The following is a 16645-nucleotide window of genomic DNA, read 5'->3' as shown; positions in this document are numbered from 1 at the left end:
TAGATTCGGGTTTTTTATATAATTTCATTACCTGCTTAAATAACCTAATAAGGTGGTTTCAATTTTATAATGAAACAAATTAATATTAGGGTCCATAATAATACCTTTTGAGCTTACTACCATACTGCGATTTTTCTTACTTAAAGCAAGCTGACTATTAATGGTTTTTGGATCTCTGATTTGATATTCATGTTTAGGATTAAAAGCGAGTCTCTTATTTGCTTTATTCCATAAATCACTATTCGGATTGTCTATATTAACACCTATGAATTTGATTTCAGGATATTTAGTACGCAAATCTCTTATTTGATTATGTATTCTAATGGCATAGTCTTCATCCTCATAGCTCCAAAAGAAAAGAACACTCATTCGGTCAATGACTTCATTAATTTTGACTTCATTCTTTTCAGTATTGTACAGCTCAAAATTAGGAATCTCATTCCCAGGACTCAAGTTTATATAGGTTGATGCTAGACCATTTATTTGTGCAACTAGCTCGTCATTTGATGAAATCTCTGTAAAAACATCGATCATTGATTGTACCGTTTCATCACCCTTATGACTGCGTATGTAATTACGCACTTCTGCACTAGCATAAATGTCTTTCAGTTCATCAACTGTAAAAATGCTATCAATAACTTTTAATTTTTTCTTTCGGTAGTCCAGTGAGCCTAAGTGTACATCGGCGCCATTACCTTTGTCTAAAGAACATTGATAAAGAGAAAGATTGCTTACCAGTGACCTTACATAGGAAGGAAAGGTATACATGTTCTGGTTATCAATGTCGTTTATATTAGTAGAATTGCGATGAGCGAAAAAGTTACTAGGTAGTCCTTTTGCTTGTAAAAAGTCCGTTTTACCAAAGTGCGTGTATGGGTATCGCTCTAATCTAGACCAGCCGTTCCATTCAATTAGTTTTTCTGCATCGGCCACAAATTTTGGATCAAACTCTTGAACTTTTGCGACTTTGAGTAATCGCTTCTTTTGCGCTTTGATAATGCTGTCTATATACTTCTTAAAGTCTTTAGGTTGTTGATTGTATCTCGCGGTAATTTGGTCATTTAACTGTTCTAGCTCGATATAAAGGTTTATTAAATAGTTGTTCTCTTTAGCTCTAGAACCCGTAAATGCAAGACTTTCGTCAAAAGATTTTGAATTAAATCTCCATTTTAAACTGTCACCTTTTTTAATGTAAACAGATTGATACTCGTCCCCATGATGAAAAGTGTACCATCCTGTTTTAAAATTATTATTTACTAAAGAAAATCGTTGTTGTTCATCTAATTCAAGCGTATCCCTAAAATCTGAATAATTGTGAATAATCACAAATCCTGCTCTAGGGTTGACAACTTTTCCTCCTAGATAGGTGATATCTCGTTGTTTCTCCTCACAAGAAGTAATGGTTACTAAAAGGAGTAATAGGTAACAAGAAAGTTTAAAAATATTTTGCTTTCGCGAAAGCGTACTCATACACAACTCATTCACAGTAATTACAAATAAAGTAGTTACAGATAGGCTTACTCGTTAACAGCTTGTTAAATCTCTTGAAGAAAGTAATGCTCAAACTACATAGAATGAGTATTTTTGCAGCCTTAAAATTCAAGATTATGTTATCGGTTTCTAATTTATCGGTTCAGTTCGGTAAGCGTATATTATTTGATGAGGTAAATGTAAAATTCGGTGGTAGTAATTGCTACGGGATTATCGGTGCCAATGGTGCTGGTAAATCAACCTTTTTGAGGATTCTTACTGGAAAAATGGAGCCTACAAGTGGACACGTACATTTAGAGTCTGGTAAACGTATGAGTGTACTGGAGCAGAATCACAACGCTCATGATGAAGATACAGTGCTAGAAACGGTTCTTAAAGGAAATAAAGTCCTTTATAAATTAAAGGCTCAAATTGATGCATTGTACGCCGATTATACTGATGAAAATGCCGAAAAAATTGGAGAGCTTCAAGTAGAATTTGAAGAAATGGACGGCTGGAATGCCGATAGTAGTGCTGCATCGTTACTCTCTAATTTAGGTATAGGTGAAGAGTATCATTACACTCTCATGCAGGATATGGATGGTAAGCTCAAGGTACGTGTGTTACTAGCGCAAGCTTTGTTTGGTAATCCTGATGTCTTGATTATGGATGAGCCTACTAACGACCTAGATTATGAAACAATCTCGTGGTTAGAGAATTTCCTAGCAAATTATGAGAATACGGTTATTGTAGTTTCTCACGACCGTCACTTTTTAGATAGTGTGTGTACTCACATTGCCGACATTGATTTCGGTAAAATAAATTTATACAGTGGTAATTATACATTCTGGTATGAATCATCACAACTTGCGGCTAGACAAAGAGCACAAGCCAATAAAAAAGCCGAAGAGAAAAAGAAAGAACTACAAGAGTTTATTGCACGTTTTAGTGCCAATGTGGCAAAATCTAAACAAGCTACTTCTCGTAAAAAGATGATCGAGAAGCTTAATATAGAAGAAATCAAACCTTCTTCTAGAAGATATCCAGCTATAATATTTGATCGAGATAGAGAAGCAGGTGATCAAATATTGAATGTAGAAAAACTATCTGGATCAATTGATGGAGAAGTTCTTTTTAAGGATATCGATATCAATCTTGCTAAAGGTGATAAGGTTATCATGTATTCTAAAGATAGTCGTGCGACTACCTTATTCTATGATATTATTAACGATAGAGTAGCTGCAGATTCAGGTAAATTTATGTGGGGTGTGACTACTACACAAAGCTACTTGCCTGTTGATAATGCCGAGTTCTTTGATACAGATATGAATCTAGTTGACTGGTTGAGGCAATATGCTCAAACCGAGGAAGAGCGCGAAGAAGTTTTCCTAAGAGGGTTTTTAGGTAAAATGATCTTCTCTGGTGAAGAAGCATTGAAAAGTGCAAGGGTTCTTTCGGGTGGAGAGAAAGTACGATGCATGTTATCGAGAATGATGATGAAAAGGGCCAATGTTCTTATGGTTGATGAGCCTACTAACCACTTGGACCTTGAATCAATTCAAGCCTTTAATAACAGTCTAAAGAATTTTAAAGGAACCGTACTGTTGACTACTCACGATCATCAATTTGCTCAAACAGTTGGTAATAGAGTTATTGAATTAACTCCAAATGGAGTAATTGATAGATATACCACCTTTGAGGAATATATGGACGATAAAAAAATCAAAGAATTGCGAGACAAGATGTACTCAAAATAGGAGTGCGTTAAAGCAATAATCGGTTTTTTCTAATTTATTTATCAGCTCTTGATTTAAAAACAAGTTAAGGGCACACTCTTTGTATCATGCTTACAAAGTATATTGTAAATTTGTAAAGCATCGATTATGGGAATTTTACATCGCAGAAAAAATAAAAAGTACGATTATCAACCTCGTTATTACAAAAATGAGGATGGTGGAAGACCCTTTGAAATAAAAGGTAAGTTTGACGAGCACCGTAAAACCTTACAAAAAACAAAAGGCATAAAAGGCAAGTTTCAAGCAGCTGCAGATGATTATTCTAGCGGTATGGACGTTGCTGTTAAAAATCGTATTCTTATTATCATAGCTGTTCTTGTACTATTATTCCTTTGGTTCATCGATTTTGATTTTTCCATTTTTAGGTTTTAACAATACATGTCTGATATCATTAAACTATTGCCAGATCACGTGGCAAACCAGATTGCAGCTGGTGAGGTTGTACAACGTCCCGCTAGTGTAGTCAAAGAACTTCTTGAAAATGCCATTGATGCAGGTGCTACCTCCATTAAACTTATGGTTAAAGATGCTGGTAAAACTTTAATTCAAGTAATAGATAATGGTAAAGGGATGAGCATGACAGATGCAAGAATGGCATTTGAAAGACATGCTACATCAAAAATTACAACAGCCGAAGATCTTTTTAATTTAAATACAAAGGGATTTAGAGGAGAAGCTCTTGCATCTATAGCTGCGGTGGCTCATGTCGAAGTAAAAACAAAAAGGGACAGTGATAGCCTGGGAACGTTATTAAAGATTGAAGGATCCAAAGTAACCTCACAAGAACCTACTGTAACTGCAAAAGGAACCATGATAAGCGTTCGTAATTTGTTTTTCAATATTCCCGCGCGTCGTAAATTTTTAAAATCTGATCAAGTAGAGCTGCGTAATATTACTGATGAGTTTCATCGTGTTGCCATGGCTCATCCCAGTATACAATTTTCATTTGATCATAATAATAATTCTCTTTTCCAATTACCTACTAGTACTCTCAGACAAAGAGTGGTTAATATCATGGGACCCAAATCAAATGAAAAACTAGTTCCCGTTGAAGAAGAAACAGAGTTGATTAATATCAGTGGTTTTGTAGGTAAACCCGAATTTGCAAGAAAATCTCGTGGGCTACAGTTCTTTTTTGTGAACGACCGATTTATAAAACATAGCTATTTTCATCACGCAGTAGTGAGTGCTTTTGAAGGGTTATTAAAAGATAAAGCGATACCTAGTTATTTTTTGTTTTTAACTGTCCCAGCAGATAGTGTTGATATTAATATTCACCCTACTAAGACTGAAGTGAAATTTGATGATGAACACAGTTTGTATGCTATTATTAGAGCTAGTGTAAAGCATGCTCTAGGTCAATTTTCAGTTCAAGGAATTGATTTTAACCTAGAACAACAATATGAAGTTCCCTATGAAGTAGCACGGCAATCACAAGCTGAAAAACCACGAATAGAGGTTAATCCTGATTTTAATCCATTTAAAGACTCTGGTGCATCTAAGGTTTCCAATAGTAATGTTGGATTCACTAGTTTTAAAAAGGAAAAAGCTCCTGTGTGGGAATCATTATATTCTGGAATGAATCAATCAACTGAGTTGATTGACGAAACTATACATCAGGAAGAAAATCCTCAATTATTTCAACGTGAGGAATATCAACAAAAACCTATTTTTCAATTACAACGCAAGTACATTGTAAGTACATTAAAAAGTGGTCTTTTGTTAGTGAACCAGCAACGGGCTCATGAACGTATATTATTTGAGCAATTAAGTAAACAGCTTTCAAAAAACCATGCTGTAAGCCAGCAATTACTTTTTCCTGTTAAACTGAATTTTGCAGTACAAGAAGTATTGCAGCTTAAGGAGCTTGAAAATCATCTTGAAGGAGCTGGATTTGTTTTTAAAACCCTAAAAGATAATGTTGTTGAGGTTGAAGGAGTACCTTTAGAACTCAATGAAAATGATGTAAGAACAGTTCTAGAATCAGTGTTGGATAGTAAGGTTACAAGTGAAAAGGATACTTCACAACTCAGTTTGCAGTTAGCTGGGCAGTTATCTAAAAGTATGTCAATTAAAACGGGAGCGATTTTAAGTGTTCAAGAAATGGAAACGATTATTAATCAATTGTTTTCATGTAGCGAGCCACAACTTACACCCGACCATAAAAAAATATTTATTAACATGACGAGCGAGTCATTAGATTCAAAATTTCAATAAGATATGTTTAATAACCTATTTAGTAACCTTACACCAGTAGTTAAGAATTTAATTATACTTAATGTAGTGGTTTTTATAGGAACTGGTTGGGTAGCACCAGCTTTATACGATCCATTGGTACTTTACTTTTTTAAAGATCCCGAGTTTCAAATATGGCAGATTTTTTCCCACATGTTCATGCATAGTAAATATGGTCTAACACATATTTTCTTTAACATGTACGGTCTTATATTATTTGGCCCAATCATAGAACGACGCTGGGGTAGCAACAGGTTTTTATTCTTCTATTTAAGCGCAGGACTTGGAGCAGTTGCTTTGACTTATGGTTTTCAATATTTTGAATATATGGATTATATCAATGAAGGATTGAGCCGTGGTTATACAGTAGAACAAGTGGAACAAGGAATCTTTACAAGACAAGAACCTTATGGCTGGAAGGTGATGAGCGGTATGGTAGGAGCGAGTGGTTGTTTATTTGGAGTATTAGCCGCGTTTGCTTTTCTGTATCCTAATATAGAACTTATGATATTATTCATTCCGATTCCTATTAAAGCCAAATACCTTATAGGTATTTACGTGATTTATGAAACGTTATCAGCATTTGGTTTTATCACTTTACAGCAAAATGTAGGTCACGCAGCACATTTAGGTGGAGCGATTGTAGGATTCATTATTGCATGGTACTGGAAACGTAATGATATGAATCAATATCGTATCGACTAATTTTTTAAAAGATGGACTTTATCAACGATTTTAAAAGACGTTATTCTGGGTTTGACACATCGGGTAAACTCATTGTGGTATTACTTATTTCAAGCCTATCAATTTGGTTGATTGGTAAGATTTCTGTCCCTGCTTATAACTATTTGGTATATCCATCGGGATGGAAACAACCGTTGTTTCAACCTTGGAGTGCCATTACTTACGCGTTTATTCATTCTAGTATTTTACATTTTGTGGGGAATGCAATCGGTCTGTATTACGGTGGCAGGTATTTTTTGAACCTATTTAAGTCTAGGCATTTTATTGCTCTTTTTATTTTAGGAGTCCTTGCTGGGGCTTTAAGCTTTACTTTAGGTACCTCGATTGCGCCTTATTTTTTTAATAAAGGTGGGATTGTAGGAGCAAGTGCAGGAGTTTACGCGATACTTTTTTTTATCTTTCATTACTTTGCTGAACAAGATTTACGAGTACTCAGCTTTACTTTTAAATTAAAATATATAGGATATGCCTTACTGGCAATTGAACTAATAGGTGTTACTTCTGGTTACAATCGTGGTGGATCTCTTGCTCATCTGGCAGGTGCAGCCGTTGGTTTATACGCTTCCGCGAAAGCGAAACAAGGCAACATGATCATGGAACCTATTGCAGTCGTAATAGATACCATAAAAGGTTGGTTCGATAGATCTTCTAGTAAGCCAAATTCAAGTAAAATGAAGACTGTGTACCGCAGTAAAAACAAAGTCAAAAACTCTCAAAAGCCCAATCAATCAGAGATTGACGCTATTTTAGATAAGATAAAGGAATCTGGTTATGATAGTTTATCTAAAAAAGAAAAAGATGTGCTTTTTAGAGCAAGTCAAGATTAAGATTTTACCTTATAAGGACTTGGTAGCTCAATTTTATAAGTAACCGCTAGTAACCTAATAAGTATAACGGTAATAGCAGCGCTAGGAAAAGTCCAAGCTGCTGGAACTCCTAATTTTTTAAGTCCAAAATACATAAATCCTCCTATAATACAGGCTGTTGCGTATATATTACGACGGAAGAGGACTGGTATTTTATTAAGTAATACGTCTCTGAGGACTCCACCAAAACACGCGGTTATACATCCTAAGGTAACACAAATAAGAGGCGGCAAACCTGCAGTTATTCCTATTTCTACACCTACAACAGTGTATAAACCTATACCAATAGCATCAAAGAGAAATAAGGTTTTGCTTATTTTAACTAGGTATCTTCTAAATAAAAATGATATAAACACGCTGATTAAAATCGTGTAGATTAAATTGGGATTTGTCATCCATGATACGGGTTCAATTCCTACAAGTACATCTCTAATTGTACCGCCACCAGCTGCAGTTGCAAAGGAAACAATAATTACGCCAAAGGGATCTAGTTTGCGTCGCATTGCTGCACTTGCACCAGATATGGCAAACGCGACGGTTCCTAGAATGTCTACAATTTCAACAACCGTCATTATTTTGATGTTAAGTGAAAATAATCTTTTAATACAGTACGTACGAATTGTCCATCTTTGAGGTCGCTTTTAATTTGAAGTATGCTTTCAATTTTTAAACGAAGCTGATGTAAAACGTTGTAATCACGACTTTGACCAGCTAGTCTGTAGATTTCTTTTATTTCATTTGCTTGAATATCAGATAGCAAGTGTGCATTGAGAAAAATAGGTTGATACCCTTCATCTACTTCTTGTAGAATTGTATGAGAAATGTTGACTGATTTTCTGGTGTTTATAACAATTGTTTTAGCCATCATGTCACCTAATCGTTGCTGTTTATCAGTTAGGAGAATTGAAACAGTACCTACTGTGAACATAAAAAGCCATAAATCAACCAATCTTACAATCCATCTAACAATAAAATCGCTCCATCTTGCAGGAGAACCATCCTCTTTAACTACTTTAATGCCCATTATAAATTTTCCTACCGTGCGCCCATTAAAGATAATATGCATTATAAGGCTATATATAAAAATGGGGATCATGGAAAGCTCATATGCACCTATATCGTTGTCTCCGTCTAACACACTAATAGCACGGTAAACGGTAAAAGTGAGTATAATTATATATGCAAATAGCACCAGTGCATCGATAATAAATGCTAAAATACGTTTGCCTAATCCGGCGTATACGTATTCTATATTCACATTTTGTGCTGTATTTATTGCAGTGTTAGACATACTTTAATAAGTTTATAGCTGTAAAAATTATAAGCTATGCGCGAGGCAGCTTTTGTCAAGCAAAATAAGGAAAAATGGATTGAGTTTGAAAGGGCTATGGACGCAAAAGTTTCATTAACACCCGATCATCTTTCCAATTTGTATATTCAATTAACCAACGACTTGGCTTATGCTCAAACCTATTACCCTAATTCCAGTACTCTTAAATATTTAAATTCACTAGCTAGTCAAGCCCATCAGAAAATCTATAAAAACAAAAAAGAAAGTAGAAATTCTATTATTAAATTCTTCTTTCACGATTTTCCTCTATTCTTTTCTGGTTATCAAAAGGAGTTCTTATACGCTGTAGGAGCCTTTTTAATAGCAATTTTCATCGGGACAATTAGTGCGCTTAATGACGATAGTTTTGTAAGATTAATACTATCAGATGCGTATGTGAATCAAACTTTGGAAAATATAGAAAACGGTAACCCAACTGCCATTTATCAAAATAGTGGAGAAGGTTCTATGTTTTTAGGAATCACCATTAATAACATTAGAGTTGGAATGTTATGTTTTGCTTTGGGTTTACTTACTTCTCTGGGTGCATTGTATGTCATTCTCACTAACGGTATTATGGTAGGAGCATTTTTTACGATGTTTTATCAAGAAGGAGTTAGTCTTGATTCGTGGCGAGTGATAATGTTACACGGTACAATAGAATTATCAGTAATAGTAGTTTGTGGTGCAGCAGGAATTATACTAGGTAATGGTATTTTATTTCCTGGTACTTACGAACGTTGTAGGTCGTTTATTGTTGCAGCCAAAGCAGGACTTAAGGTAGTCATAAGTACAATACCCTTATTTATAACAGCTGGATTTATAGAAGGTTTTATAACGAGATATGCATTCATGCCGCCTGTGTTAAATTGGATTATCATCGCAATAAGTGCAGCTATTATTATTTGGTATTATGGTTTTTACCCACAATTTGTAAAAAGAAAAAATGAGCAACACTTACATAGAACCTAGAATTAACAGGGATTTTAGCGGGATACTTACAGCCTTTGTGGATTTTTTAAAGGCAGAATCTAAATCATTGTTCAGTGTATTTATCACCTACAATTTTGTTTTAATCATTTTACTGTTCCTTACTAATTACATTGTAGATGCTGGTATTTCCAGTATCGTGGCTATTTCTACAGGAAATCTAGATGGTTATTTACTAGAAAATGCTCAGCAAAATAATGCTGTTACCTTAATAGGGACACTTGCAACCTATGTACTTACCGCTTTAATCTATATTTTAAATTCATCTTTGGCTGGCTCTTACATGAAACTATATGAGGAGCAAGGCGGTACACCCGAAAAGAAACTAGTATTCAAAAGAGCCTTAGGAAAAATGTTAGGCAGTTTTGTAATTCTGTTTTTAGGGGCAATTTGTGTGATACCTGTTGCTATTGTAGGAGTTATAATGATTTTCATACCAATACTAGGACTTTTTGCCTTTGCCGGATTAATTATCACTTACTTTACTTGGATAGGCTTAAGTGTTTTTTGTTATGCGTATACCGATGAGATAAGCATGACTGATGCCATGGGTCGAGGTTGGCAACTCTTATTTTTTAAATTTTGGAAAGCATTTTTTACTTCGTTTGTAGCTCTTGTAGTTTTATACATACTTAGTATTCTTTTCCAAATATTGCCTGCTATGTTAATTGGATTCTATTCTATGAATTCAAACCTGGATAACATTGAACTACAAAATGATTTTTTCATTGAAGCTCTAAGCTTTCTTTTTTATGGTCTCAATAGTATATCGGGTATATTAGTAACTTTTATTTCTATGTTCATTTTTGGGTTTATTTACCTCAATTTACACGAGTCCAAATACAACGTTTATCTTAAAACCCGTGTAGAACGTTTAGATGAATTAAGCGTATGAGAAAACTGATCTTTGTCATATTAGCATTGATTAATTCTTGCCTAGTTTACGGTCAGGATATACAAGATATTATTAAAGATATCGAATTACAGCCTAATAAAATTGTAGACACATTAGATCGCAATTACGACAATCGGGAGATTAAACCTAAATATTATAAGGAAGAGCTATCAAAAATTTACGATAGTGCCGAGTTTGAATACCAACGAGTTCAAGGTAGCGACTCCAATATATTCCGACGATTTTTATCGTGGGTATTGGAAGGTTTACGGGATCTATTCGGTTTTGAAATATCACCTTTAACAGCAAAAATTATAGAATATACATTTTATGCACTTATAATAGGTGTAGTATTATATTTTTCTATTCGATTTTTAGGTACAGAAAAACCATCATCTCTTTTGGGTAAATCTCGATCTTCTGATGGGCCCAGCGTTTCTCTAGAAGATACACATATTACAGACATTGATTTTAACACATTAATTAAAGATAGTATTGCAGCAGCAGATTACCGCAGCGCAATTAGATATCAATATTTACTATCACTTAAAATGCTAAGTGAGAGAGGTATTATTGAATGGGATTTTCAAAAAACCAATTCAGAGTACTACCGGGAGATCCAGGATCAAGAAAAGAAAACTTATTTTAAAAGAGTTTCAAATTGGTATGATTACGTATGGTACGGAGAGTTTTTTATAGATCAATCTAATTATGAAAAGGCTTTAGAGGATTTTAATTTACTTAAAAAAGCAAGTGCTTAATGGATAAAAAAAGTAAAAGATTACTCATTCTTTTTGGTCTGCTAGTCCTTGCGGTTTTAGTGATAGAAACAGCTGCACCACCACCGTTGAACTGGAAGCCTAGTTATACAAGTTATGATAAAATACCTTTCGGTAGTTATGTATTTTATGATCAACTAGATGACTTATTTGTCGATGAAAAAGTTCAAGCAATCGATAAGGATCCTGTTCAGTTTTTAAAAGAAAATGACTCAGTTACAAATTCTAATTACCTGTTTATTAATGAGTATTTAGGGTTTGATAATTCTGAGGTTGATGACCTTTTAGAATTTGCAAGTCGCGGTAATAAAATTTTTATTTCTACAAAAAGCGTTTTTGGAGCTCTTGCCGATACTTTAAACATTGAATCTAACGAAACTTATGCTTATTATGAAGAGGATACAGTAAGAGTTCGGTTAAACAACCAGTCCTTTAAAAACCGCAGTTACATTTATAAAAAGGGTAGTAGTTATAGATATTTTGTGAGTTATGATACAACCCGAACACAAGTATTAGGAGAGGTTCTTCCCTTTGAACCTTTAAAAGGATATCTCAAAAATTTTATTGAAAATTCAGAAAACGAATCAGACAGCACTTTTACCAAAGTACTTGAAGACAGTAAAATAGTAAGTAAAGAGAGAGAAATTCCGCAAGCAAATTTTATTGAGACTAAAGTAGGCGATGGGGCCATATACCATCACCTTAATCCAATTGCTTTTACCAATTACTACATGTTACAAGATGGTAAAGAACAATACATCGCCGAGGTAATGTCCTACATGAACGACGGACCTGTTTTCTTTGACGATTATGGTAAGGCTGGTAAACGAATCATTGAAAGTCCATTGAGGTTTATTTTAAGTAACGTTCACCTGCGATGGGCCTGGTATCTAGCGCTAGGAAGTATACTGCTATATTTTCTTTTTAAGTCAAAACGTGAACAACGAGCTGTTCCTGTGGTAGAGCCATTAGAAAACAGCACACTTAGCTTCACTAGGACTATAAGTAATATGTATTTAGAGAAGTCTGATTACAGCTCGATTGTGTCAAAAAAAATACGTTTTTTTCTAGAGCACGTGCGTTCACATTATTACATTCCGACAGATAAATTAGATCAACAATTTATTAAAAAACTATCTGTGAAAACAGGTAAATCACTGGAAGAAACCACTCAATTTGTTCAATTCCTTGGTTATCTTATGGGTAAAGGAGTTCACAATAAATACGAATTAAAGCAACTTAACGACCAAATAGACGCTTTCTTAAAATAAACATATGGAAGATCATCAATCACCACAATTACCTAACGATTCTTCATCTGGATCACAACCTGTTGAGCAGCACGTAGATCGTTTGGATAACGCTTTCGCGAAAGCGGAACCATCACAAACAGCTACCTTTTCAAACCGATTAGATCTAGGAGAAGTAGCTCAGGCAATTAATAGAATTAAAGCTGAACTGCGTAAAGTAATCATCGGGCAGGAAGAAATGATCGATTTACTTATTGTTTCTATTCTAGCCAACGGGCATTCCTTGATAGAAGGAGTTCCAGGAGTAGCAAAAACTGTAACGGCTAAGTTATTAGCCAAAACGATGAGAGTAAACTTTTCGAGAATTCAATTTACACCAGATTTAATGCCAAGTGATATTCTAGGTACTAGTGTGTTCTCGATGAAAAATAACGAATTTGAATTCAAGCCAGGTCCGATATTTTCCAACATTATTTTGATTGATGAAATAAACCGAGCACCCGCTAAAACACAGGCAGCGTTATTTGAAGCCATGGCAGAACGTCAAGTTACTATAGATGGCAAAGAGTATAGTTTAAATGCGCCATTTTTAGTATTTGCTACTCAGAATCCCGTTGAACAAGAAGGAACCTATAGATTACCAGAGGCGCAATTGGACAGATTCCTTTTCAAGATCAATGTGAATTACCCTAATCTTCAAGACGAGATAAGTATACTACTAGGTAATCATAATCGAGTTGATAAGGATCCTGAATCTTTAATAGAGCCTGTACTCACGGCAGATAAAATAACAGAGTATCAAAATACGATCAAAAAAATCATAATCGAGGATAACCTTATCAAGTATATAGCTCAAATAACACTAAACACACGAGAAAATCCTAACCTGTATTTAGGAGCTTCTCCTAGAGCAAGTATTGCTATTATGAATGGATCAAAAGCATATGCAGCAATAATGGGTCGTGATTTTGTTACACCAGACGATATCAAGTATATATCAAAATCGGTATTGAGGCATCGTATTATTTTGACTCCTGAAAGAGAAATGGAAGGTTTTACCACAGATAAGGTGGTTGAACAAATCATAGACAGCATTGAGATCCCTAGATAGTGAAACGATTTTATAAAAATTTCTTTCTAAGGCAACGACTGTTTTTTATTCTAGCTGGTCTAGTAATTGCTTTTGTAATAAGCTTTTTCTTTACCAGATGGCTGGACTATATCATTTTTGCTTTTTATTGTTTGATAGGTCTTACAATTATTGATACACTCTCTTTGTATCTTAATAAATCAGGAGTTATCGCGTTGAGAGCAGTTCCTGATAAACTATCTAACAGTGACGACAATCCAGTTCAAATTAAAGTAACTAATCAATATACATTTCCTATTCATATAAGAGTAATAGATGAATTGCCTATCCAATTTCAAAAAAGGGATTTTGAGATAAAAGGATTTTTAAAAAATGGAAATTCTACAGACTATACCTACACAGTAAGACCAGTTGATCGCGGTGAGTATTATTACGGTGGCCTTAATATTCACGTGCACACGATATTGGGACTCGTTAGTAGAAGATATGTGTTCAATCAAGAAGTAATGATACCTTGTTATCCTTCATTTTTACAAATGCGTAAGTATGAGTTGATGGCTTTTAGCAATCGACTTATTGATTTTGGGATGAAGAAAATAAGGAGAATAGGACATACGATGGAGTTTGAACAAATTAAAGAGTATGTGAATGGCGATGATGTGAGAAACATTAATTGGAAAGCTAGTGCAAAACGCAGTCAATTAATGGTAAATCAATATCAGGACGAAAAAGCACAACCTGTATATTCTGTTATCGATAAAGGTAGAGTCATGAAAATGCCTTTCGAAGGGCTCAAATTAGTAGATTACGCTCTTAATGCTACTTTAGTAATATCAAATATTGCACTTAAGAAAGGAGATAAAGCTGGCATGTTTTCCTTTTCAAATAAGGTAGATAATCAAGTGATGGCTCAAAAAAAGGCCTCACAAATGAACTTGATTTTGGAAACCTTGTTTAACTTGGATACTGATTTTAAGGAAAGTGATTTTTCTCGTCTTTATATAGATATCAAAAGGTCAATTACCCAACGCAGTTTATTATTACTTTATACCAACTTTGAAACCTTAGATGCGTTGTATCGACAATTACCTTATTTGCAGGCAATAGCAAAAAATCACTTGCTTGTTGTAATCTTCTTTGAAAATACTGAACTAAGGGAGCTTACAGATAAAGAAGCAACTACCACACAAGAAATCTTTGACAAAACAATAGCTCAAAAGTTTGCTTACGAAAAGAAGCTTATTGTTAATGAATTAAACAAATTTGGTATTCAAACGATCCTTACGGAACCTCAACATCTTACCATAAACACGATCAATAAGTACTTGGAGATTAAGGCTAGAGGATTATTATAACAGGAGTATGCGACTAGTTGGAAGAAATTGATTAGTTAAAAATTACTGTTGTTAACGCGAGTAAATGTTATAAGGATTTTATGATTATACTTCTTGATACTGCTCCATTTTAATTCTTAATTGCTGTATTTCATTTTTAAGTTCTTTTGCAATGGAACACAGCCGTTCACTCCATTTACGATCTTTTGGGGCAACCTTGAATGCTTTACTTATTAATTGAGTATAATGTTTTTCCTTTATCTCAATTTGTTTTTTAACTCGTTCTATCTCCTTTCCTGAATCCATATAACAATATTATAAAATATTGTAATTCAGTATTCTTGCGATTAAGTTAAACGTATACAAGGAAAACTTAATATTTTGTTTGAAACTTAAGAAGATGACTAAACAAAAAACCAGATCAATTAAGACCTGGTTTCTTTCCCCTTAAAAATGTTTTCCCTTAACATTGATACTGTAAAATTATATTCATTCTTAAAAAGTGATGTAAAATCAGTAACATGTTAGGGTTAAATTACTATTAAGTCTAGTCTTGCAAAGCAAATACTCGTTTTAAAAGGTCAGTACTACGTGAACTTACTTTATTTCTTATTTGTAGTTCTTCTTGTGCAATCATTTTGAAAACTCCTTCTAGAGCTTTTTCAGTTACATATTGAGTAAGATCTGGATTAACATCATCAGTAAGTGGTAAAGAGTTGTATTTGGTAATCGCGTTTGACCATAAGTCTGTAGCTCCTACCTTGCCTAAATTATTTTGAATTACCGGACTAAACTTTGCTCTTAACTCCTCAGTTGTTTTAGCTTCTAGATAACTGGTAGCAGCCCTATCATCACCTAATAGTATGTTTTTAGCATCGTTAAAAGTAATTTCCTTTACCGCATTGGTAAAAATGGGTAAGGCTTCTTTAGTAGCATCTTCGGCAGCACGATTTAATAACTTCAAACCTTCATCTGCTATGGAGCTTAAACCTATTTTACGCAAGCCTTTATCTACTTTTTGCAGTTCATCTGGTAATAAAATTTTGACTGCTTCATTTCTGTAAAACCCATCCTTCTGCATGAGTTTAGTTACTTCTTTATCAATTCCTTGATCTAGTGCAGCTCTTAGTCCGTTTCCAATTTCGGCTTGGGATAAAGCGCCTCCTTGTGGTAGGTTGTTGGCGATATCTTGAAGTGTTTTACAGCTACTAATTACTAGTAGTAAAGCAAAAATTAAAGAGAATCTTTTCATGATGAATAATTTTTATAAAGATACAATTAGCCATGATTTTGGGCATCATCTTTGATACTTCTTTTAAAACCAAAAACCCATGATTAAAAAAATTACTCTAGTTGTTCTTATTGCCTTTATATCATCATGTTATTCCACTCAGGAATTAAGTAAGCGCACATCAACTGATATCATGTATTTCAATAAAAATACGTTTGAAGCAGAATATCAAAATAGGGTTCCAGGCGATACACAAAACAGCTTATGGAAAGATCTATGTTTTCATGACAATTCAAAAAATCAGATAGGCTCAACTTTAAGTACGGTAGGACTTAAAATGGAAGGCGATAACAGGATTAAAGCTGTACTTTATGAAAATAAAATCCCTCAAGATTCATTAATACTCAAAGGAAAATTAAAAGATAAACTTTTTGTTATAAGAAAAGGTAGTTACGTGATACCCTTAATATTCGTAAATGGCTCTAGGACAAAGAAAACAGCCTTAGGTAATGATATTAACGGCGATTTAGTGTTACTTCAAAAGGATGCTGAATCATCTGCTATTCTAGGTGAAGAAGGACACTCTCAAGCAGATTTTGTCACCGCAACTTACATGCGTATTAATTAAATAAAAA

General features: G+C 34.2%; 17 protein-coding genes. 12 read left to right on the top strand and 5 right to left on the bottom strand.

Going from position 1 to position 16645, the window contains the following annotated elements:
• Positions 1–27: 27 nt before the first annotated feature.
• Positions 28–1485 (bottom strand): redoxin domain-containing protein, encoded by a 1458-nt coding sequence (locus tag AAT17_RS03710; RefSeq protein ID WP_157539218.1) that lies wholly within the window; start codon positions 1483–1485, stop codon positions 28–30.
• Positions 1486–1607: 122 nt separating this feature from the next.
• Between AAT17_RS03710 and AAT17_RS03705 the strand changes: the two genes are divergently transcribed.
• From AAT17_RS03705 to AAT17_RS03685, 5 genes are all read left to right on the top strand, one after another.
• Entirely contained in the window at positions 1608–3227 is a 1620-nt protein-coding gene (locus tag AAT17_RS03705) for an ABC-F family ATP-binding cassette domain-containing protein (protein ID WP_060522973.1), read from the top strand.
• 126 nt (positions 3228–3353) lie between these two features.
• On the top strand, positions 3354–3638 hold the full coding sequence (locus AAT17_RS03700) for a riboflavin synthase subunit beta (protein ID WP_042278989.1): 285 nt from the start codon (positions 3354–3356) through the stop codon (positions 3636–3638).
• Between the two features lie 6 nt (positions 3639–3644).
• Positions 3645–5483, top strand: coding sequence for a DNA mismatch repair endonuclease MutL (gene mutL / locus AAT17_RS03695; protein ID WP_060522972.1), 1839 nt, complete (start codon positions 3645–3647; stop codon positions 5481–5483).
• A gap of 3 nt (positions 5484–5486) precedes the next feature.
• Positions 5487–6206: a rhomboid family intramembrane serine protease gene (locus AAT17_RS03690; RefSeq protein ID WP_060522971.1), complete on the top strand. Its 720-nt coding sequence runs from the start codon at positions 5487–5489 to the stop codon at positions 6204–6206.
• 11 nt (positions 6207–6217) lie between these two features.
• Entirely contained in the window at positions 6218–7072 is an 855-nt protein-coding gene (locus AAT17_RS03685) for a rhomboid family intramembrane serine protease (RefSeq protein ID WP_060522970.1), read from the top strand.
• Here AAT17_RS03685 and AAT17_RS03680 read toward each other — a convergent pair.
• Both AAT17_RS03680 and AAT17_RS03675 read right to left on the bottom strand, forming a co-directional pair.
• On the bottom strand, positions 7069–7683 hold the full coding sequence (locus tag AAT17_RS03680) for a trimeric intracellular cation channel family protein (protein WP_060522969.1): 615 nt from the start codon (positions 7681–7683) through the stop codon (positions 7069–7071). The two genes, AAT17_RS03685 and AAT17_RS03680, sit on opposite strands and share 4 nt — an antisense overlap.
• The gene (locus tag AAT17_RS03675; protein ID WP_042278996.1) at positions 7683–8402 is read right to left on the bottom strand and encodes an RDD family protein; all 720 of its coding nucleotides are present in this window, start codon (positions 8400–8402) and stop codon (positions 7683–7685) included. Before AAT17_RS03675 ends, AAT17_RS03680 begins: the two co-directional genes overlap by 1 nt.
• 36 nt (positions 8403–8438) lie before the next feature.
• Between AAT17_RS03675 and AAT17_RS03670 the strand changes: the two genes are divergently transcribed.
• From AAT17_RS03670 to AAT17_RS03645, 6 genes are read left to right on the top strand one after another with little or no spacing between them, the layout of a single operon-like run.
• Positions 8439–9413, top strand: coding sequence for a stage II sporulation protein M (locus AAT17_RS03670; RefSeq protein WP_060522968.1), 975 nt, complete (start codon positions 8439–8441; stop codon positions 9411–9413).
• Positions 9388–10326 carry a hypothetical protein gene (locus tag AAT17_RS03665; protein WP_042278998.1) on the top strand — a complete coding sequence of 313 codons (939 nt, stop codon included), beginning with the start codon at positions 9388–9390 and terminating at the stop codon, positions 10324–10326. The genes AAT17_RS03670 and AAT17_RS03665 overlap by 26 nt, the downstream gene beginning before the upstream one ends.
• Positions 10323–11087, top strand: a complete 765-nt coding sequence (locus AAT17_RS03660) for a DUF4129 domain-containing protein (RefSeq protein ID WP_060522967.1) — start codon at positions 10323–10325, stop codon at positions 11085–11087. The genes AAT17_RS03665 and AAT17_RS03660 overlap by 4 nt, the downstream gene beginning before the upstream one ends.
• Positions 11087–12376 carry a DUF4350 domain-containing protein gene (locus AAT17_RS03655; RefSeq protein WP_060522966.1) on the top strand — a complete coding sequence of 430 codons (1290 nt, stop codon included), beginning with the start codon at positions 11087–11089 and terminating at the stop codon, positions 12374–12376. Before AAT17_RS03660 ends, AAT17_RS03655 begins: the two co-directional genes overlap by 1 nt.
• A gap of 4 nt (positions 12377–12380) precedes the next feature.
• On the top strand, positions 12381–13466 hold the full coding sequence (locus AAT17_RS03650) for a MoxR family ATPase (RefSeq protein WP_082586891.1): 1086 nt from the start codon (positions 12381–12383) through the stop codon (positions 13464–13466).
• Positions 13466–14800: a DUF58 domain-containing protein gene (locus tag AAT17_RS03645; RefSeq protein WP_060522965.1), complete on the top strand. Its 1335-nt coding sequence runs from the start codon at positions 13466–13468 to the stop codon at positions 14798–14800. Before AAT17_RS03650 ends, AAT17_RS03645 begins: the two co-directional genes overlap by 1 nt.
• 84 nt (positions 14801–14884) lie before the next feature.
• Here the strand turns inward: AAT17_RS03645 and AAT17_RS03640 are convergent, their stop codons facing one another.
• Positions 14885–15085: a hypothetical protein gene (locus AAT17_RS03640; protein ID WP_042279001.1), complete on the bottom strand. Its 201-nt coding sequence runs from the start codon at positions 15083–15085 to the stop codon at positions 14885–14887.
• Between the two features lie 241 nt (positions 15086–15326).
• Positions 15327–16031 carry a DUF4197 domain-containing protein gene (locus tag AAT17_RS03635; RefSeq protein WP_042279002.1) on the bottom strand — a complete coding sequence of 235 codons (705 nt, stop codon included), beginning with the start codon at positions 16029–16031 and terminating at the stop codon, positions 15327–15329.
• 79 nt (positions 16032–16110) lie between these two features.
• Between AAT17_RS03635 and AAT17_RS03630 the strand changes: the two genes are divergently transcribed.
• Positions 16111–16638 carry a hypothetical protein gene (locus AAT17_RS03630; RefSeq protein WP_060522964.1) on the top strand — a complete coding sequence of 176 codons (528 nt, stop codon included), beginning with the start codon at positions 16111–16113 and terminating at the stop codon, positions 16636–16638.
• The last annotated feature ends 7 nt before the right edge of the window (positions 16639–16645 follow it).

Source organism: Nonlabens sp. MIC269 (genome assembly GCF_001430865.1).
Lineage (GTDB): Bacteria > Bacteroidota > Bacteroidia > Flavobacteriales > Flavobacteriaceae > Nonlabens > Nonlabens tegetincola.
This window is presented reverse-complemented; position numbering and strand designations above follow the sequence as displayed.

Bases quoted from the DNA above. Each gene is read 5' to 3' on its own strand.
- AAT17_RS03650 (WP_082586891.1), top strand. From the start codon at position 12,381: ATGGAAGATCATCAATCACCACAATTACCTAACGATTCTTCATCTGGA.
- mutL (WP_060522972.1), top strand. From the start codon at position 3,645: ATGTCTGATATCATTAAACTATTGCCAGATCACGTGGCAAACCAGATT.
- AAT17_RS03705 (WP_060522973.1), top strand. From the start codon at position 1,608: ATGTTATCGGTTTCTAATTTATCGGTTCAGTTCGGTAAGCGTATATTA.
- AAT17_RS03680 (WP_060522969.1), bottom strand. From the start codon at position 7,683: ATGACGGTTGTTGAAATTGTAGACATTCTAGGAACCGTCGCGTTTGCC.
- AAT17_RS03690 (WP_060522971.1), top strand. From the start codon at position 5,487: ATGTTTAATAACCTATTTAGTAACCTTACACCAGTAGTTAAGAATTTA.
- AAT17_RS03675 (WP_042278996.1), bottom strand. From the start codon at position 8,402: ATGTCTAACACTGCAATAAATACAGCACAAAATGTGAATATAGAATAC.
- AAT17_RS03630 (WP_060522964.1), top strand. From the start codon at position 16,111: ATGATTAAAAAAATTACTCTAGTTGTTCTTATTGCCTTTATATCATCA.
- AAT17_RS03635 (WP_042279002.1), bottom strand. From the start codon at position 16,031: ATGAAAAGATTCTCTTTAATTTTTGCTTTACTACTAGTAATTAGTAGC.
- AAT17_RS03640 (WP_042279001.1), bottom strand. From the start codon at position 15,085: ATGGATTCAGGAAAGGAGATAGAACGAGTTAAAAAACAAATTGAGATA.
- AAT17_RS03670 (WP_060522968.1), top strand. From the start codon at position 8,439: ATGCGCGAGGCAGCTTTTGTCAAGCAAAATAAGGAAAAATGGATTGAG.
- AAT17_RS03665 (WP_042278998.1), top strand. From the start codon at position 9,388: ATGAGCAACACTTACATAGAACCTAGAATTAACAGGGATTTTAGCGGG.
- AAT17_RS03660 (WP_060522967.1), top strand. From the start codon at position 10,323: ATGAGAAAACTGATCTTTGTCATATTAGCATTGATTAATTCTTGCCTA.
- AAT17_RS03685 (WP_060522970.1), top strand. From the start codon at position 6,218: ATGGACTTTATCAACGATTTTAAAAGACGTTATTCTGGGTTTGACACA.
- AAT17_RS03700 (WP_042278989.1), top strand. From the start codon at position 3,354: ATGGGAATTTTACATCGCAGAAAAAATAAAAAGTACGATTATCAACCT.
- AAT17_RS03655 (WP_060522966.1), top strand. From the start codon at position 11,087: ATGGATAAAAAAAGTAAAAGATTACTCATTCTTTTTGGTCTGCTAGTC.